Below are 17,933 nucleotides of genomic sequence, written 5' to 3'. Positions count from 1 at the left end.
CGGGGTGTGATGGTGTCGGCGGATGCAGGCACCTGGAGGGGGAAGGCGTGCTCATCGGCAGCCAGCAAGGCCAGCCGGGGTTCCGCCCACGAGAGGCGGACAACCATGCCCGTAAACGCGAGGATCCGGGTTCAGGCCGGCTCGTACTGGACGATCGTCGGATCGCCGGTGGACAGGGCGCTCAGCTGAGGAATGATCGTTGTGAAATGCGCTGAGGTGTTGTGCGTCTCAATGGCGCCATCATCGGCCCACGCCTCCAGGAAGGTGAGTGTCGAGGCGTCGTCGCGGGCGCGCAGCAACTCGTAGGAGATGTTGCCGGACTCAGCGCGCGAGGCCTCCACCAGCTGACGTGCCGCGGCGGTGAATTCCTCTACGGCGTCGGGCCGGACGGTGAATGTGGCGATGATGCGGATCATGGGAGCTCCTTCGTGCAGGGGCGTGGCTGTCGGCGGTGCGGCTGCGGCATTACTACCGAACTCGGCATGTAATTTCTACCGACCTCGGTACGTAAGATCAACCGATCTCGGGGAGAGGTGGGGGTGGGGCGGGAGCGGGGTCAGGTTGTGGCGGCCTTGAAGACGGAATCGACGGCGAGCAGGGCGCATCCGTGCAGCTCGTCGTCAATGCCGCTGTGCGCGGGCATGATCTCAAGCTGGGCGGTGGCCAGGGATAGGGCACGTTCGTCCACAATGCGCCGGATGACGTCCAGGAACATGGGGCAGCCCTGCGGCATCGGACCGGCCAGCACCACCCGGCCCGGATTGAAGAAGCTCACCAGCATGGCCAGGGCGTCGCCCACTGCGGTTGCTGAGCGCACCATCAGGGTGACGCATTCGGTGTCGCCGGCGTTGACGCCGCCGACGATGTCCTCAATAGTGAGTTCGTCATGCTGCTCCAGGCATGCCCGTAGATGCGGGCTCAGCCCCTCAACGGCGGCCCGGCGGGCGTCGCGCAGCAGGGCCCAGCCGCCCGCCACCGCCTCCAGGCAGCCGGTGCGCCCGCAGCGGCACACCACAGTATCCGCGCCGTATACGCGTACGTGACCGATATCGCCGGCGGCTCCGGCGGCACCCAGATGCAGATGCCCATTCGACATGATCCCCACGCCGATTCCGGTCCCCACCTGCAGGTAGAGGATATTGGCGGGCTCCCGGGTGACTTGATCGGGCAGGACGGAGGCGTAGCCCAGCAGCATGATGTTGACGTCGTTGCCCGTGCTCACCGGTACGCCCAGGGCGGTTTCGAGGGTGCCGACGACGTCGAAGTCGTCCCAGCCCGGCATGATCGGTGGGCTCGACGGCCGTCCCGTCTCCTGGTCTATCGGGCCGGGCAGGGAGACACCGGCCGCCCATACCGGCAACTGGTGCCCGCGCAACAACTCGCGCATCGCCGTAGCGGCCCGGGCCAGCGTGTCGTCAGGGCCGCGGGTAATGGACCAGTTCAGGGTGCGTCGTTCAACTGGATCTCCGCCCAGGTCCGTGACCGCGAGGCGCAGAGTGGTGGTATGCACGCCCACCGCGAGTGCGAGCCCGGCCTCTTGGCAGAAGCGCCACGTGGCGGGCGCGCGGCCCCCGGTTGAGGGTGCTGACCCGTTCGGTGCGATGAGCCCGACGTCGATCGCGGTGTTGATCAGGGTGGAGATCGTATTGCGGCCCATCCCCGTGGCGCGTGCCAACTGCTGGCGGGTGATCGCGCGGCCTGTGCGGATGAGATTGACAGTTGTGAGTACATCGGCGTCGATAGCGGCGATAGGGCTAGACACGGCTGCCTCCCAGGATAGTGAGTACGGCGCCGCAAGGGATGGCGTCGATGTGACTTCAGCCTAATTCAGTCGGAGACCGGACGAGACAGCCGCAGTCGATGCGCCTAATGCCGCGATCGTGCAGAAGCCGCCTCCGCCGGTCTGGCAGCCGCCCCGGCCGCGCCATAGCCTCGGTTCAACCGGGGCATCCCGAGACAGTCGCGGCTATCAACCGCGGGCAAGCTCGCCCACGGCGCGTGCCGGCCGCACTGGAACTCAGCACCTTCCAGGAACCCTCCAAGGACGGAGAGAGGACGGATACATGACTATCAAGAAGGGCGTCTCCCTGTACTCACTGCAGGACGCCTACGGACGCGGCGGTCTCGGTCTCGAGGGCACCATCGCCGCCGTCGAGGATATGGACACACAGGGCATCGAGATCCTCTCCGATCAGATGATTCGCGGAGCCGCGCGCGCCGACGAGGAGACCCTCGCCGAATGGGACGCGATCATGGAGCGCCACCCGCTTGCACGCGTCTCCAACGACATCTTCATCAACTCCTCGCTGTACAAGAACCGCTGGCTGACCCTGGAGGAGCAGATCGATGCTCTCAGCGCCGACCTGCGCCTGACTCACCGGCTGGGTTTCCCGCTGGTGCGCATCGTCTCCCAGACCGACCCGGGAGTCATCCGCCCGACCCTGCCACTGGCGGAGAAGCTGGGCATCACCATGGCGGTCGAGGTACACGCAGGCATGAGCTTCGACCACCCCTTGACGGAGGCCTGGATCAAGGAGATGAAGGAGGTCGACAACCCGCACGTCGGGCTCGTGGTCGACTTCGGCATCTACTGCCAGCGGCACCCGCGCGTGTCCACCAACTATTTCCGTGAGACGCTCGGGGTCAATGAGGACGTCATCAAGTATATCGACGATATCTTCGCCCGGGGCACCGACCCACGCCAGTTCTTCCCCCGCAATCCGGACAACCCGGATGACTACCTGTTCCCGGAGGAGCTGAGCCGGCACTTCCGCACCTTCCAGGACCGTTTCTACGCGATGATGTCCACCGGGTACGAGAACACCCCGTTGGACACTCTGGACGAGTACCTGCCCTACATCAAGTCCTTCCACGGCAAGTTCTGGGAGGTCACCGATACGGGCGAGGAGTACTCCATCGACTACGGCCGCATCTTCACCCGGCTCAACCAGCTGGGCTTTGACGGCTACGTGTGCTCCGAGTACGAGGGCCAGCGCTTCACCCTGCCGGGCGAGCCCATCGCCGACCTCGAGCAGGTGCGCCGCCACCAGGAGCTCATGGAACGGCATTTAAGCGACGGCAAGAATGACGGCGGCGCCGCCGCCCAGAACGACGGAAAGTGAGCAGCACCCATGTTCGACGGATACATCTTCACTGAGAACTCTCTGACCAACGTCGGGGAGAATGACGAAACTATCGGTTTCGAGATGCGCACCCGCATCCCCTACTACCGCGGCATTCCGTTGTCCATGGTGCACGACGTCGAGGTCGAGGTGGACGGCGAGGCCGTGCCCCGTGACTCGATCCGCTTCACCGCCGACGACGGCAAGCACTGGTTCACCCTGGAGGAGATGGAGACGGTCACCTTCTTCCGCTGGGAGTACGCCGACGAGGCCACCGTGCGCGTGCTGCAGGACGGCGGGCTGACTCCTGGCGAGCACGAGGTGCTGCTGCGGGTCTCGGCGCGCGTGGCCTACATCCCCGTGCCCTTCTCCGGCGAGATGAAGCGCACGGTCACCATCTGAAACCGCCCAGGCGCGTGCCGACGACGGCGGCCCGGCCGGCTTCCGCCCCGGACCGTCGTCGTCGGGCGCCAGATCCGCCACTGCTCACAAACGCCACAGCCCCGACCATTCCGAAAGCCGAAGGAGACTTTCCATGAACCGCATCGACAGCCGCCACTTGATGGTCGGGGGACGCCCCCGGCTGCTGCTGGGCGGGCAACTGCACAACTCCACCAGCTCCGACATCAGGCTCGCTCGCGTCGCCTTCGACCGGGTGGTCGAGCTCGGTGGGAATGCCGTCACCGCCACCGTCAGCTGGCACCTGGTGGAGCCCAGCGAGGGGGCCTTCGACTTCACGGGTGTGGACGCGTTGATCGACCTGGCGCGGGAGCGTGGTCTGGCGCTGACGTTGCTTTGGTTCGGCGCCTTCAAGAACGCCGCCTCCACCTATGCGCCCCGCTGGGTGCGTGCCGATTCCGAGCGCTTCCCGCGTGCGGAGGCCGGCTCCGACGGCGCCACCGGTGCCTTCACCCGGCCCGGTACCCCCGTACTGTCGGTGTTCTCTCCCGCTTTGTTGGAGGCCGACCGGCGCGCCTTCACCGCCCTGGCCCGCCACATCGCCGAAGTGGACTCCGATGGCACCGTCGTCATGGTGCAGGTGGAGAACGAGACCGGGCTGCTCGGCGCCTCCCGCGATCATGCGGCCGTCGCCGAGGCCGCTTGGGCCGCCCCGGTGCCGACGGCGTTGCTGGACTGGCTCGCCGCCCACCCCGAGTCCACCGGCACCGCCTCACGGCTGTGGCGCGGGCAGGGCTCACCCGCCTCGGGCACATGGACCCAGGTGTTCGGGGAGGGGCCGAGCGCCGACGAGGTCTTCATGGCCTGGGGCTTCGCCTCCTACTGCGAGGCGCTGGCCGCCGCCGCGGCCGAGCACCTGGACGTCGTTTGTTACGCCAACGCCTGGCTGGGTCCCCAGCCGGGGCAGGAGCTGCCGGGCCAGTACCCCAGCGGTGGGCCCGTGGCCGGCGTCGTGGACGTGTGGAAGGCGGCGGCTCCGACGCTGGCCCTGCTCGGCCCTGACATCTACGTCGACGACGTCAAGGGCGCCGTGTCCGGGTACGTGCGGGAGGATAATGCGCTGCTGGTGCCAGAGTCGGGAGTTGCCGTCGGAAACGTCTTCTGGGCGGTCGGCTCTGGGGCGATCGGCTTCAACGTGTTCGGGGTGGACGACCTGCGCCCCGACGGCCAGTTCGCCGCCGCCTACCACCTGCTTACCGGGGCGGAGAAAGTGATCGTGGCGGCGCAGCGCGAGGACCGTATCCGGCCGGTGCTGCTGGAGGCGGGTGAGAGCGACGTCGTTGAGCTGGGCGGCCTGACCTGGACCGTGCGCGGGGCCGCCGACGTGCTGAGCAAGATCTTCCTGGACGCCGGTGTGCAGGTGCGCACGCAGGCGCGCGGCGAGCAGGAGAACCTGGAGGAGTCGCTCATGCCCGCCCCGGCGGATATGCGCCCCATGGGCGTACTGATCGACCTGGGGGAGGATGAGGTGCTGGTGATCGGCCAGGGGCTGATGCTGGAGGCGGCCGGTGCCCCGGGTGAGATCGTGGAGATTGACGACGCCGTAGAGGGCCGCTACGAGGCGGGGGAGTGGGTCAGTGGCCGCAACCTCAACGGCGACGAGCGGTTGAACCTGCTGCCGCTGGACCGCCTGGCAGCCGTGCGGGTTCGTGTGCTGCGGCGGTAGAGGTGACTGGGAGCAGACCAGTTTGGGTGATGGTGCAAAGACGGGAGCCGGTTGGGACTCACTCCAGGTGCCGGCTGATGTCCGCGCGCACATGGATAATCCGGACGAGGGTCACGGTTGCAGACTCCTCATCGACCCAGTAGAAGGCGAGGTGCTGGTCGGCGCGTACGTATCGATACTCGCGCGAGAGCGAACGATATGGCGTATAGACGCGGTGGCGACTCGGCATGGTGCTCAACGAGTTGATGACAGTGACGATGTGTCGCACTGTCCGCACTGCGGAATCAACGTCTCCAGATACCTCGAGTACCGATAGACCAGCATCGGCGAGTTCTTGCTGTGCTCTGGGCAGGTAGCGGACTACGTACGATCTCATGCTTCTGTTTCGACGGGGTGCGACGTGCTGGCCTGTCTGGATTCGTTGGCGTTGTCGATCGCGGCGAGTGCGTACGCGAGTACTTCCTCCGAGGTGGAACGCTCCGTGGTTGTCTCCATCTCGACTTCCGCCGCGGCCAGCGCCTCGGTGATCTCCCGGTTGAGCGCGAGCGCCTCGTAGTGCTCGATGCTCATCACCACCATGTCGCCCACCCCGTTGCGGGTCAGGAAGACAGGGCGGTCGGCATCGTGTACAGTCTTTGAGATCTCTGTGAACTTGTTGCGCAGGTCGGAGATCGGGCGGATGACTGGCATGGGTATCCTCAACCCCTCATTGAATACGTTTTATCATCAGCATGATAGCAGAGCTGAGAGGTGGGGGAGTGGCTGGGTGGACGCAACCTCAACGGCGACGAGCGTCTTAACCTGCTGCCGTTGGACCGCCTGGCCGCCGTGCGGGTGCGCGTGCTGCGGTGCTGCGAACGTTGGCAGCTGCAGGTGTGTGGTGCGTACCCGGATACGTCACATCTACCGATCTCGACGGTTATATCGACCGATCTCGGTGGGGTGGGGGTGGGGGTGCGTTCGCGAAGGCGGTCATGCATCCTGGCGGCGGTGGGTAACCAGCTCCTGTACCCCCACGGGGGAGCCCTGGGGCAGCCAGACATGCATGACGTGGGCGGACAGCAGGCGATCGGTAACCATGCGGCAGGCGCCTATCAGCGCATCGTCCGTCTTGCCCATGCGCACGCGCAGACGCTCTGAGGTGGCCGGCAGTACCCGCCGACGCAGTGCCTGGCCCACCGCCATCGAGAAGAACTCGCCGGCCTGCGCCACGCCGCCGCCGAGTACCACCTCCCCGGGATTGTAGGTGGTGGTGAGTACCGCCAGTACCACCGAGAGCCGGTCTGCCGCCTCGGTCAGCAGTCGCCTGCACACGGGGTCGCCCTCAGCCGCGCCGCGGAAGACGTGTTCGCAGCGGACTCCGCCGGACTCGTCCAGGCGGCGCAGGTAGGAGGAACGTTTAAGCGCCTGCGGGGTGACGGCCTCCTCCTCCATGGCGCCTCCGGAGAGCGTCGTCTCCAAGCATCCCCTGCGTCCGCAGCGGCAGGCGCGTCCGCCTGATCCCGTCATCTGAATATGGGCGATCTCTCCGGAGGCCGCTGCGGCACCGCGGTGCACCTGCCCCTGGGAGACGATGCCCATGCCCAGCCCTAGGCTGAGGCGGACATACAAAAGGTCCTGCGGGGCGCCGATTCGCTTCGCGGCGGCCAGCGCCAGGACGTTGACCTCGTCGTCGATCCATACCGGCAGGCCGAGTGCCTGTGCCAGTCGGCTGCGTAGTGGGAAATCGGTCCAGCTGAGGGTGTCGGACGCTCCACCGGTTCTGGCTGTGGCCGGGGCGATCAGGCTCCCGTCCCTGAAGTCGACGGTGGTCGGGATGCTGACGCCCAGACCCCACGTGGGCGGCAGCTCGGGGTGGCGGCTGCGCAGATCGGCGAGGTGCGCCAAGGAGTTGCCGATGACGGCCTGTGGGGCGCAGAGAATGCCCTCATCCCAGCGGGTCTGATCGATGATCTCGCCATTGAGATCCGTAAGCGCCACCGTGCTCGAACGATATGAGATCGACAGTACGAGGATCGTTGCGGCCGACGGGTTGAACCGCCACATCTCCGGGGCGCGGCCGCCAGTGGATATCCCGCGTCCGGCGGGGCAGAGCAGTCCGAGACCGACGGCGGTCTTGAGGCGCCGGTCAACGGCGTTACGGCCCAGTGTCAGGGTCTCGGACAGGTCGGCACGGGACAGTCCCTGGGGGTACCGGCGTGCCTCGGCGATGAGTTCGGCCAGTTGCGATACGTGGGCGAACGAAGGGGGGCGGGCCCCGGTAGCGGACGTACGCGGGGACATTGGAGGAGATGGCGGTGCCTGCACGTCATCGTGCTTATCTGCTTGTGGTGTCACATGGGCAGTGTCCGTCGCACTTTTGTACCCGTCAACCGTATTACTGGCATCGAGTCGCCGACTTCTGCTGTGATCGTGCATAACGTGGATCTGTGGATGTGGCGCGTCGCTGGACCTGACGGATACCCCGAGCCGGGATCTGAATGTGCTGAAGGGGCGCCAACTAAGGGTGGTTGGGGCGGTTCGGCCGGTGCCTGTGATGTGGTGTGAGCTTATGCACGGCGAGTGCAGAACGGCTGTCTCTGCTGCTTGTTGGTCGCGGCGCTCCCACGTTGACTGAACCCCAGAACGCACCGGGCCCAGTACATCGCCGTCGGGCCCGAGGAGTTCCGGGCGCGGTCGCTATCCGATCGTTCCGCACTTCGCATCACAGAAAGGCCTGTTATGACGACCCAGTCAGAAGCGCCCACGCATCAGGGGGCCCAGGTCCCCCTCAAGGAGAAGATCTCCTACGGCTTCGCCGAGTTCGGCTCCCAGTTCGTCTGGACGACTGTTGGCTCCTACCTCATCACCTTCTACACCGACATCGCGCTCATTCCAGCGGCCGCGGCGGCGAACATCCTGCTCGTTGCCCGTGTCCTGGACGGCTTCCAGGACCTCGCCTTCGGCTACGTGGCTGAGCGCACGAAGAGCCGCTGGGGCAGGTTCCGCCCCTACGTGATCTTCGGCGCCCCGCTGCTGTCGATCAGCATGATCCTGGCCTTCTGGATGCCGTTCCACGGTGGCAACGGCGCCAAGATCGCCTGGGCCGGGATCGGCTACGTCCTACTGTGCTTCCTCTACACGGTCGCCAATATGTCCTACGGCTCGCTGGCGGGTGTCATGACCACGGACTCGGGTGAACGAGTCATTCTCAACTGGATTCGCAACATCGGCTCTCAGGCCGCCGGGCTGATTCTGGACGTGGCCACCCCCTTCCTCCTGGTTTCCCTCGTAGCCTCGGAGGCTGCCAAGGAACGCGGCTTCGATAGCCGCTCCTACTTCCTGACGATGCTCATCTTCGCGCTCATCGCCCTACCGGCCTTCCTGATCACCGGTCTGAACGTTCGCGAGCGCATCACCATGACACCGGAGCAGCAGAAGATCCCCTTCAGCCGGACGGTTAAGGCGGTCGTCACCAACGATCAGCTCATGGTGGTGTTCTTGACGCTGCTGTTGCAGCTCTTCGGCCTCTTCGGCCGTATCGGCATCATGTTCTACTACTGCCGTTGGCTCCTGGGCAACCCGCTCCTGATGGCGGGCGTCATGCTTGCCTTCCGAATCGGCACGATCATCGGCAGCGTCACTTTGCCGCCCTTTGCCCTCAAGCTGGGCAAGCGCAACATGATGATGGCCTCCGTGCTTTCGGGAGGGATCTTCCTCGTGCTCATCTTCTTCTTCGGGCAGACCAATCTCACGGTGCTCCTCGCTTTGCAGTTCCTCTACGGTCTGTCCGGTTTTGCGGCCCCGATCGCCCTGTCCATGGTGCCGGACGCCGTCGACTACTACGAGCTCAAGACGGGTGTTCGTGCGGACGGTACCTCCTACGCAGCAGTGTCCCTGTCCACGAAGTTCGCCAACGCTATTGGTGGCGCCGCCGCCCTGTACATCATGGGCTGGTTCGGATACAACGGAGCCCTGGAGGTGCAAAGTGCAAGTGCGCTCACGGGCATTAATATCGCCGCAAACCTCGTCCCCGCAATCATGGCCTTCCTGGCCTTCGTTCCGCTGCTGTTCTGGAAGCTGGACACCAAGACGATGCATGAGATCGAGGCTGAGCTCGAGGTCAAGCGCGCCGCCCGGGCTGAGGCCCTCGCCGAGGGGGTAAGCCGTGAGGAGGCCGAGCGCCTCGCCGAAGCGGCTGAGCGCGCCGCGGAGAAACGCGGCGAGATCTGATTACGTCACGGGCGGGTGCAGGGGGATGATCGACCTGAGGGCCGACGCCGCCCTGCGCCCGCCCCAACCCCTCCAACTACTCTCTCCGCCCACCCGATTGACAGCTCAGCGAGGAGCCCTCACATGACCGCCGCCAACGCCGCCTCCGCCGCCAACCACCCAGCCACCAGCCCGAAGAGCCCCGCCGCCCAACTCACCGCCGCCCAGCGCGAGCGCATCGAGGCCATCCTCGCCTCCCTCACCTGGGAGGAGAAGCTGGCGCAGGTGCAGGTCACCTTCAAGATGACCACCGAGGAGTGTCTGGAGGAGGCCCGTGCCGGCATCGGCGCCCTGTTCTGGCCCGGCAACGCGGCTGACGCCAATGCGATCCAGCGCGCCGCCGTGGAGGAGACCCCGCACGGCATCCCCCTGCTCATCGGCCTGGACGTCATCCACGGCCAGCGCACCATCTTCCCCACCCCGCTGGCCATGGGCGCCTCCTTCTCCACCGCCGTCGCCCGCTCCTGCGCCGCCGTCTCCGCCGCCGAGGCCCGCTCCGGCGGCGTCACCTGGACCTACTCGCCCATGGTGGACGTCGCCCGCGACCCGCGCTGGGGGCGCGTCGCCGAGGGCTTCGGCGAGGATCCCCTGCTGACCGCCGAACTCGGGGCCGCCATGGTTACGGGCTACCAGCACGAGCGCCTGGATGAGCCCGGCACCATGGTGGCCACCGCCAAGCACTTCATCGGCTACGGCGCCGCCGAGGGCGGCCGCGACTACAACACCGTGGACATGTCCGACCAGCGGCTCCACTCCGTGTACCTGCCGCCCTTCGCCGCCTGCGTGGACGCCGGTGTCGGCTCCGTCATGGCCTCCTTCAACACCATGAACGGCCGCCCCGTGCACGCCAACCGCCGCCTGCTCACCGGCCTCCTCAAGGACCAGCTCGGCTTCACCGGCGCGATAGTCGGCGACGCCTCCGGCGTGGAGAACCTCATCCCCCACGGGGTGGCCGCCGACCTGCCCGGCGCCGCCCGCACGTCGCTTTCCGCCGGGCTCGACATCGAAATGGGCGGGCACCTGCACGACCCGGCCGCCCGCCCCGACCACCCCGCCCTCCTGGACGGTGACGACCCGGCCTTGGTGGCCCGCGTCGACGACGCCGTCCGCCGCGTCCTGGCCCTCAAGCTGGCCCTCGGCCTGTTCGAGAACCCCTACGTGGACCCCGCCGCCGAGATCACCGCCCCCACCCCGCAGCACCTGGCCGCCGCCCGCGCCGCCGCCGAGAAGTGCCCCGTGCTGCTCACCAACGACGGCTCCCTACCGATCGCCCCCACCGCCCGCCGCATCCTGCTGGCCGGCCCGGCCGCCACCCACACCGACCACCTGGGCGCCTGGGTGCAGCACTTCGCCGCCCCACCCACCCGCTCTCTCGCGGACGCGCTGGCCGTGGCCCTGGAGGCCCGTGCCGCCGACGCCGGTACGCCCGCCCCCGAGCTGACGGTGCTGGGCGGGCATGACCCGCTCGGCGTCACCGGGGAGGAGGTCGACGCCGTCGCCGCGGCCGCCGCCGACGCCGACCTGGTGATCCTCGCCCTGGACGAGCCCAGCCAGCTCACCGGCGAGGCCACCTCCCGCGCCGACCTGCACCTGCCCGGCGACCAGGCCGCCCTCGTCCACGCCATCGCCGCCACCGGCACGCCCCTGGCCGTGGTGCTCGTGGCCGGGCGCCCGCTCGTCGTGGAGGACTGGATCGAGGAGCCGGGCGCCGTCCTGGCCGCCTGGCACCTGGGCACCACCGGCCCGGAGGTCATCGCCGACGTCCTTACCGGCGCCGTCAACCCCTCCGGGCGCCTACCCATCGGCTTCCCCCGCCACTCCGGGCAGCTCCCGGCCACATACGACGCCCACGAGAACACCGGACGCCCCGCCACCCGCGGCGGGGAGATGGTCAAGCCCGTCTTCGACATGGGCCTGGACGGCCCCGCCAACCTCCAGGAGTTCTTCACCTCCAAGTACCGCGACCTGCCGCTCGGCCCCCGCTTCCACTTCGGCCACGGCCTGTCCTACACGAGCTTCACCTACCGCGACGCCGCCCTGAATCGCACCACCATCTCCCGGGCCGAGCTCGACGCCGGCGCCGCCGTGGAGGTCACGGCCACGGTTGCCAACACCGGGGAGAGGGACGGCGAGGACGTGGTGCTGCTGTTCACCCGCGACGTGCTCGCCTCGCTCGCCCCCGCCGTCCGCAGGCTCGCCGGCTTCCAGCGCGTCTCCGTCCCCGCCGGCGGCAGCCAAGCGGTCTCCTTCCGTCTGGACCGCAGCCACCTGGCGCTGTTCGGCGACGACGGGGAGGGCTGGCGCGTCGAGCCCGGCGATTTCGAGATCCGCCTCGGGGACGACTCCGACGCCGAACCGCTGCTGCTGACCGTCACCGACTGACCCGCCGCACACATCCATCCGCAAGCACGTACGAGGAGGTACGACCCATGCGCTTCAACTCGACCCACGACCCCGTCGTCGTCACCGATGGCCCCGAGAAGGTGGGACGCGTCGCCGGCATCCACGGCGAGCGGATTCACATCCTGGACGGCCTGCCCCCGCGCGGCCCCGGATTCACTGCCGAGTATCAGGCCCGGGCGGCCCGCTACGACCTGCCCGTCGAGCCCGTAGACCTGCCCGAGGTGGACCGCCGGGACGATGCCGCCCCCGGTCCGCACGGGGACGTGCCCGTACGCGTCTATACCCCGCGTGAGCTATCCGCCCCCGACGCCGCCGGCCGCCGCGGCGCCGTCGTCTGGATCCACGGGGGCGCCTTCATCTTCGGCGACCTGGACATGCCCGAGGCCGACCACACCGCCGCCCGCCTGGCGCATGCCACCGGGCTGCCCGTGATAAGCGTCGACTACCGGCTCGCCGTCGACGGCGTCACCCACCCCATCCCGCATGACGACTGCTGGGCCGCCTACCAGTGGGCGCGCGCCGGAGGGCATGGACTGCCCACCGACCCGGCCAGGGTGGCCGTCGGCGGCGGCAGTGCCGGGGCCTGCCTGGCCGCCTCCGTCGGCCTGCACGGGCGCGACGCCGGACAGGCCCCCGCCGGCGTCTTCCTCGCCTACCCGCTGGTGCACTACCCGCTGCCGGAGCCATCCGCCGAGCTTGCCGCCGTACTCGCGACTCTCCCTCCTCTACTGTGGGCCGGCCGTGAGGCCGCTGCCGCCCAGAACGACTACCTCACCGGGCAGCTCCTCGGACCCGAGATGACCGGCGTCGAGCACTTCGACTACGCCATGCCCGGGAACGCCGAGTCCCTGGCCGGCTACCCGCGCACCTACATCGAGAACTGCGAGGCCGACGACCTGCGCGCCTCTGGGGAGCGCTTCTCCGCCCAACTCGCACAGGCGGGCGTCGATGTGGAGCAGCACACGGTGCCGGGGGAGACTCACGGCCACCTGTCCGTGCCCGGACTGCCCACCGCCAAGGCAACCTGCGACCACTTCGCCGCCTTCATCGGCGACGTGCTGCGCTGAGTGCTCTCGCCACCCCTCTCAACTACCCGCAAGCTGTACATAACCGCCGTCGCACCACCGGAGTAACCACATGACCGCCACGAGCCCGAATGCCGCATCGCGTACCGCCTCGTCCGCCGCCCCCGCCTGGGGGAGTGGCATTGAGAACCAGCGCCGCGCCAACCTCGGCGACGGCACCTACCGCAACCCCGTCATGGGTGGGGACTACCCCGACCCCACCGTCCTGCGGGTGGGGGACCGGTACTACCTCACCTACTCCTCCTTCGAGTCCAGCCCCGGCATTGTGCTGTGGCGCTCGGAGAACCTGGTGGACTGGGAGCCGGTCGGCCCCGCCTGCCCGGAGCCCTGGGGCAACGTCTTCGCCATCGACCTGGTGGAGCACGCCGGCCGCTACTATATGTACATCCCCTTCATGCCCACCTCCTGGTCGCGCGTGGATGCCCCCACCATCGCGGTGATGTGGGCCGACGACATCGAGGGGACCTGGCACGGCCCCATCGACCTGGGCCTGCGCGGCTACATCGACCCCGGACACGCCGTGGGGGAGGACGGCGAACGCTACCTGTTTTTGAACGGCGTCGACCGGGTCCGGCTCACCCCCGACGGCCTGGGAACCGTCGGCGAGGTGGAGCACGTCTATGACGGCTGGCACTACCCGGAGGACTGGGTGGTGGAGGCCTACTCCCTGGAGGGCCCCAAGCACGTGCAGCGGGACGGCTGGCACTACCTGGTCTCCGCCGTCGGCGGCACCGCCGGACCGGCCACCGGGCATATGGTCATCGTGGCCCGCTCCCGCAGCATCGACGGACCATGGGAGAACATGCCCACCAACCCGCTGGTGCGCTGCACCGACGCCGCCCAGCCCTGGTGGTCCCGGGGCCACGGCACCCTGCTGGAGGGACCCGGCGGACAGTGGTACGTCATCTACCACGCCTACGAGCGGGGCGCCCAGGGGCTGGGTCGGCAGATCCTGCTGGAACCGGTCGACTGGACCGACGACGGCTGGCCCGTCGCCCGCGGCGGCGACCTCACCGCGCCCCTGCCCCTGCCCGGCGGCGGCAGCCAGCAGCGGCCCCACGGCGTAGCCCTGTCCGACGACTTCCACACCCCGGCCTGGGGCTGGCGCTGGACCTTCGACCGGCCGGGTGCCGACGAGACCGCCCGCGCCGCCTTCACCGAGGCGGGCCTGGTGCTGGCCGGGAAGGGCCAGGACCCGACGTCGGCCTCACCCATGACCGTGCGCGCCCCCGACCGCTCCTACCGGGTTGAGGTCGGCATCGAACTGCTGGACGCCGCCCGGGCGGGAGAGGACGGCGGCCCGCAGACCGGAGCCGCCGGGGCTTGCGGCAGTGAACCGGGCACGTCCGGCGGCTCGGGGACCCTCGGGACGACGGCGGGCCTGCTGCTGTTCTTCAACCACCGGCTCTTCCTCGGACTGGAGCTGGCCGCCGGGCGCCTGCAGGCCTGGACCGGCGGCACCCGCACCTGGGGGAGTCAGCCGCTGCCGGAGGGCACCCGCGCCCTGGAACTCGCCCTGGACAAGCGCGAGCACATCGTGCAGATGTACTACCGCAGCCCCGGGCACACGGAGTGGACGCACTACCCGCTCACCCTGGAGTGCTCCGGCTACCACGCCAACACCGCGAACGACCTGGTCTCGCTGCGGCCCGCCGTCTTCGCCGCCGGACCCGGCAGCGCCCGCATCACCGACTTCCGCTACCGGGCCCTGTAAGGGCCGCACGTCACAGCTAGGAGCACATGATGACCGCCCCCACCGACCGGCGCCGCCCCGCCACCCGCGCCGTCCTGACCCGGGCGCGATTCGCCACCCCGGAGATGACCGACCGGCCCGGGATCCGCTGGTGGTGGCAGCAGCCGGTTCCGGTTGAGGAACTGCTGGAGGAGCTGCGGGCGATCGCCGCCGCCGGCTTCGGGGAGGTGGAGATCGCCTTCTCGCCCGGCTTCTGGGCCGACGCCGCCCAGCGTGAGGCGCTGGCCGCCGTCTTGGCCGAGGCCCGGCACCTGGGGGTGGGGGTGGCCATGACGCTCGGCGCCGCCTGGCCGCTGCAGACCCCCAACACCACCCGCGGCACCGCCTACGCCGCCCAGGAACTCCAGTACGGGGTGAGGTGGGTTGAGGGCGAGGGTCGGGCGGATGTCCGGGGCGACGCCGGCCGGTCCGACGCGGACTCCGCCAAGCTTCCAGGGCCCGCCCGTGGCCGCGGCGGCGCGGTCACCACCCCCGTGCCCGCGCCTTTCGACGACGCGGAACTGGCTCGCGGCGGGAAGCTGGTCGCCGTCGTCGCCGCCCGGGTGCTTCGGCGCGGCACACCACCGCGCGTGATTGACTCCGGCAACCCCTGGGGCAAGCCCACCAAGATCATCGAGCCCGAGCACTCCACCCTCCTGGAGGAGACCACCCTGACCGACCTTACCGGGCAGGTGCGTGGTGAGGGCGCGGGCGCCGTCGTCGCCTGGACGCCGGGGGAGGGGCAGTGGGCGCTCATGGCGTTTTGGAGCCGCGACAGCGAGCAGGGGGTGACCAGCTTCCTGGACGCTGCCGCCGCCCGCGCCGCCCTGGCCTACCTGGACGAGCAGCAGCTCGGGCCTGCGGGCGTGGCCGCCCTGGGGGCGGAGGGGTCCACCGCCACCGAACTGTTCGAGGACTCCCTGGAGCTGAACGCCGACTGCCTGTTCTGGAGCCCCGAGCTGCTGCCGCGCTTCCGGGCCCTGCGCGGTTACGACCCCACCCGCTACCTGCCGCTGCTGATCGCCCACGGCCAGTGCCGCTACTGGGTGCCCGAGGCACCTCCACGCCCCGACTTCGACTCCGCCGACCCCGACGGCGCACCGACCACGCTGGGGCGACGCGTGCGCACCGACTACGACCGCACCGTCACCGACCTGTACGTCATCGACCACCTGGCGCTTATCCAGGACTGGGCCGCCGGGCACGGCATGCGGCACAAGGCCCAGGCCGCCTACGGGCAGAACCTGGAACCGGTCCGCTCCTTCCGCGAGCTGGTGCGTTGCGGCGGGCGCGCGGAGGTGGAGTCCCTGAACTCCGGCGACCGCGCACCCATGCGCAGGGACCACCCCAACTGGCGCTTCGCCCTGGACTGGCAGCGCAGCTGCGTGGCCGGCGCCCACCAGGGCGGGGCCGTGCGCGTGTCCACCGAACTCGGCGCCCAGATGGACAAGTGCTACGACTTCTCCCTGGCCGACTACCGGCACATGCTCGACAAGGAGTGGGCCGTCGGCGTCACCAAGCCCTTCGTACACGGCTTCGCCGCCCAAGATGGCGAGGCGCCCTGGCCCACCCGCGGCCGCTTCGGCACAGTGGTCTCCGAGTCCTGGAACCACCGGCACTTTCCCCAGTGGGAGCACTGGCGGGGCCTGACCGACTACTGGGCGCGCGGCACCGCCGTGCTGGAGACCGGCACGCCCCGGGCGGACGTGGCCGTCTACCGGGACGGCTTCCTGACCACCGCCGCCCGCGGCAACGCCGAGGCCGATGCCACCGCCCCCGACCGGCTCATCGACGCCGAGCCCCTGGAGCGCGCCGGCTACAACGTGCAGATACTCGACCCGGTCGGCCTGGCCGAGGAGGGCGCCGTCGGCCTCGAAGCGGGGCCCGGGTGCGGTATCAATGCCGCAGCGGCGGGTGCCGTGGATCAGACCGCCGCTGGGGGACAGGCGGCCGGAAGCGGGACGCTACCGGCCGCCGAGTGCGCGCCCGGTGCGGGGCGAGTCGTGCTCTTCCCCGAGGGACCCGCCTACCGGGCACTGGTACTGGATGCCGGGCTTCAGGACGGCGCGATCCCGCTGGATGCGGCCCGTGCGCTGGCGCGCACCGCCGCGGAGGGACTGGCGATCGTGCTCGTCGGCCGGCCGCCCACCGGGGATGCCGGCTGGGGCGGCGCCGACGCCGACGCGGCCGTCCGTGAGGCGGTCGCCTCCGTGCTTGCGGGGCCGCGCGTGCAGCGGGTGGACGGCTGGGCGCAGGTGCCCGGCGCGCTCGCGGCGCTCGGGGTGCGGCCCCGTGTGGCCTGGAACGGGCCGGTCCTACTGACCCAGGTGCGCGACGCCGTCGAGGGCCGTTACGTGCTCGTATACAACCCCGCCGCGCAGGCGGTGGCACTGCCGCTGAAGATCGAGGGTGCCAGGCACGTAGAGGTCCTGGACCTGGACACCGGCGAGATCACGCCGGTGGGTGCCGAGGCGACCGGCGGGCGTACGCGGGTGGAGGCCCGCCTGGAGCCGCTCGGCTTGGCGGTGCTGCGGCTGGTGTCCGCGCAGCCCGGGCCGGGTACCGGTGAAGTTACGGGTGCGGGCGGGGCCTGTGCCGTTGCCGGGGCCGTCGTCGGTGCAGGTGCAGTCGAGACCGGGCGGCGAATCGGAAGTGGCGGCGAGGAGATCGCGCTGACGGAGTGGAGCCTGACCGTCACCAGTGAGGAGCCGAACGGACCGCGCACCATCGTCCTGCCCGGGCAGGGACCCGGCGATTGGCGCGAAGTGCCTGCGCTGAAGGACGTGTCCGGTACCGGCGTGTACCGGGTACGCGCGGAAGTGGGCGGTGGCGCCGACCCGGCTGCGCTCGCGGACGCGGTACTGAGCCTCGGGGAGCTGGGCGGTAGCGCCCTGGTGCGGGTGGGCGACCGGGTCTTCGGGCCGGTGCTGCGCTATGACGCGGCCATCGCGATCGGGGGCGCGTTGGCGGCGGCCGTGGCCGTGGGCCGTGAGCCGATCATTGAGATCGAGGTGCGCACGACGCTGCGCAACGCCACCCTCGCGGCCGACGCCTACATGACCGGCCCCTGGGCGGTGGAGCACCCGAGCGTTCCCCACGGCCTCCTCGGCCCCGTCCACCTCCGCTAGCCCCTCCGCCCCCTCCGCCGAGTTCGGTAGATCTTACGTGCTGAGGTCGGTAGTTGTTACGTGCCGAGGTCGGTACTTATGGCGGGC

General features: G+C 69.4%; 13 protein-coding genes. 8 read left to right on the top strand and 5 right to left on the bottom strand.

All coding sequences use genetic code 11. The features are described from left to right. Nucleotides 1-131: 131 nt before the first annotated feature. Nucleotides 132-416: a putative quinol monooxygenase gene (locus Q4A20_RS03530; protein WP_303120385.1), complete on the bottom strand. Its 285-nt coding sequence runs from the start codon at nt 414-416 to the stop codon at nt 132-134. A gap of 140 nt (nt 417-556) precedes the next feature. Continuing rightward, on the bottom strand, nt 557-1,762 hold the full coding sequence (locus Q4A20_RS03525) for an ROK family protein (protein ID WP_303120383.1): 1,206 nt from the start codon (nt 1,760-1,762) through the stop codon (nt 557-559). 301 nt (nt 1,763-2,063) lie between these two features. Here Q4A20_RS03525 and Q4A20_RS03520 point away from each other — a divergent pair, with 301 nt between their 5' ends. The 3 genes from Q4A20_RS03520 (at nt 2,064) to Q4A20_RS03510 (ending at nt 5,247) form a co-directional block, all read left to right on the top strand. Further along, nucleotides 2,064-3,122 carry a sugar phosphate isomerase/epimerase gene (locus Q4A20_RS03520; protein ID WP_303120381.1) on the top strand — a complete coding sequence of 353 codons (1,059 nt, stop codon included), beginning with the start codon at nt 2,064-2,066 and terminating at the stop codon, nt 3,120-3,122. A 9-nt stretch (nt 3,123-3,131) separates the two neighbouring features. Beyond that, nucleotides 3,132-3,524: a DUF6379 domain-containing protein gene (locus Q4A20_RS03515; RefSeq protein WP_303120380.1), complete on the top strand. Its 393-nt coding sequence runs from the start codon at nt 3,132-3,134 to the stop codon at nt 3,522-3,524. 133 nt (nt 3,525-3,657) lie between these two features. Next, nucleotides 3,658-5,247 carry a DUF5597 domain-containing protein gene (locus tag Q4A20_RS03510; RefSeq protein WP_303120378.1) on the top strand — a complete coding sequence of 530 codons (1,590 nt, stop codon included), beginning with the start codon at nt 3,658-3,660 and terminating at the stop codon, nt 5,245-5,247. A 58-nt stretch (nt 5,248-5,305) separates the two neighbouring features. Here the strand turns inward: Q4A20_RS03510 and Q4A20_RS03505 are convergent, their stop codons facing one another. The 3 genes from Q4A20_RS03505 to Q4A20_RS03495 all read right to left on the bottom strand — a co-directional run bounded on the left by Q4A20_RS03505 (nt 5,306) and on the right by Q4A20_RS03495 (nt 7,530). Further along, nucleotides 5,306-5,623 carry a type II toxin-antitoxin system RelE/ParE family toxin gene (locus Q4A20_RS03505; protein WP_303120377.1) on the bottom strand — a complete coding sequence of 106 codons (318 nt, stop codon included), beginning with the start codon at nt 5,621-5,623 and terminating at the stop codon, nt 5,306-5,308. Beyond that, nucleotides 5,620-5,937, bottom strand: coding sequence for a type II toxin-antitoxin system Phd/YefM family antitoxin (locus Q4A20_RS03500; protein ID WP_303120375.1), 318 nt, complete (start codon nt 5,935-5,937; stop codon nt 5,620-5,622). Before Q4A20_RS03500 ends, Q4A20_RS03505 begins: the two co-directional genes overlap by 4 nt. 282 nt (nt 5,938-6,219) lie before the next feature. Then, on the bottom strand, nt 6,220-7,530 hold the full coding sequence (locus Q4A20_RS03495) for an ROK family protein (RefSeq protein ID WP_303120373.1): 1,311 nt from the start codon (nt 7,528-7,530) through the stop codon (nt 6,220-6,222). A 438-nt stretch (nt 7,531-7,968) separates the two neighbouring features. On the opposite strand from Q4A20_RS03495, the gene Q4A20_RS03490 reads away from it, so the two are divergent. The 5 genes from Q4A20_RS03490 to Q4A20_RS03470 all read left to right on the top strand — a co-directional run bounded on the left by Q4A20_RS03490 (nt 7,969) and on the right by Q4A20_RS03470 (nt 17,846). Continuing rightward, on the top strand, nt 7,969-9,459 hold the full coding sequence (locus Q4A20_RS03490; protein ID WP_303120371.1) for an MFS transporter: 1,491 nt from the start codon (nt 7,969-7,971) through the stop codon (nt 9,457-9,459). A 123-nt stretch (nt 9,460-9,582) separates the two neighbouring features. Further along, nucleotides 9,583-11,880, top strand: coding sequence for a glycoside hydrolase family 3 N-terminal domain-containing protein (locus Q4A20_RS03485; protein ID WP_303120370.1), 2,298 nt, complete (start codon nt 9,583-9,585; stop codon nt 11,878-11,880). A 47-nt stretch (nt 11,881-11,927) separates the two neighbouring features. Then, nucleotides 11,928-12,968 carry an alpha/beta hydrolase gene (locus Q4A20_RS03480; RefSeq protein WP_303120368.1) on the top strand — a complete coding sequence of 347 codons (1,041 nt, stop codon included), beginning with the start codon at nt 11,928-11,930 and terminating at the stop codon, nt 12,966-12,968. 70 nt (nt 12,969-13,038) lie between these two features. Next, nucleotides 13,039-14,700, top strand: coding sequence for a family 43 glycosylhydrolase (locus tag Q4A20_RS03475; RefSeq protein WP_303120366.1), 1,662 nt, complete (start codon nt 13,039-13,041; stop codon nt 14,698-14,700). A gap of 29 nt (nt 14,701-14,729) precedes the next feature. Further along, nucleotides 14,730-17,846, top strand: a complete 3,117-nt coding sequence (locus Q4A20_RS03470; protein ID WP_303120364.1) for a glycosyl hydrolase — start codon at nt 14,730-14,732, stop codon at nt 17,844-17,846. Nucleotides 17,847-17,933 lie beyond the last annotated feature (87 nt).

It is taken from the genome of Actinomyces sp., assembly GCF_030530635.1.
Taxonomy (GTDB): Bacteria; Actinomycetota; Actinomycetes; order Actinomycetales; family Actinomycetaceae; genus Actinomyces.
The sequence above is the reverse complement of the archived record's forward strand: the minus strand, read 5'-3'. Positions and strand labels throughout refer to the sequence as shown.

What these genes read in the sequence shown, in the direction of transcription:
- Q4A20_RS03530 (WP_303120385.1), bottom strand. Translation starts at nt 416, where the DNA reads ATGATCCGCATCATCGCCACATTCACCGTCCGGCCCGACGCCGTAGAG.
- Q4A20_RS03520 (WP_303120381.1), top strand. Translation starts at nt 2,064, where the DNA reads ATGACTATCAAGAAGGGCGTCTCCCTGTACTCACTGCAGGACGCCTAC.
- Q4A20_RS03515 (WP_303120380.1), top strand. Translation starts at nt 3,132, where the DNA reads ATGTTCGACGGATACATCTTCACTGAGAACTCTCTGACCAACGTCGGG.
- Q4A20_RS03510 (WP_303120378.1), top strand. Translation starts at nt 3,658, where the DNA reads ATGAACCGCATCGACAGCCGCCACTTGATGGTCGGGGGACGCCCCCGG.
- Q4A20_RS03505 (WP_303120377.1), bottom strand. Translation starts at nt 5,623, where the DNA reads ATGAGATCGTACGTAGTCCGCTACCTGCCCAGAGCACAGCAAGAACTC.
- Q4A20_RS03500 (WP_303120375.1), bottom strand. Translation starts at nt 5,937, where the DNA reads ATGCCAGTCATCCGCCCGATCTCCGACCTGCGCAACAAGTTCACAGAG.
- Q4A20_RS03495 (WP_303120373.1), bottom strand. Translation starts at nt 7,530, where the DNA reads ATGTCCCCGCGTACGTCCGCTACCGGGGCCCGCCCCCCTTCGTTCGCC.
- Q4A20_RS03490 (WP_303120371.1), top strand. Translation starts at nt 7,969, where the DNA reads ATGACGACCCAGTCAGAAGCGCCCACGCATCAGGGGGCCCAGGTCCCC.
- Q4A20_RS03485 (WP_303120370.1), top strand. Translation starts at nt 9,583, where the DNA reads ATGACCGCCGCCAACGCCGCCTCCGCCGCCAACCACCCAGCCACCAGC.
- Q4A20_RS03480 (WP_303120368.1), top strand. Translation starts at nt 11,928, where the DNA reads ATGCGCTTCAACTCGACCCACGACCCCGTCGTCGTCACCGATGGCCCC.
- Q4A20_RS03475 (WP_303120366.1), top strand. Translation starts at nt 13,039, where the DNA reads ATGACCGCCACGAGCCCGAATGCCGCATCGCGTACCGCCTCGTCCGCC.
- Q4A20_RS03470 (WP_303120364.1), top strand. Translation starts at nt 14,730, where the DNA reads ATGACCGCCCCCACCGACCGGCGCCGCCCCGCCACCCGCGCCGTCCTG.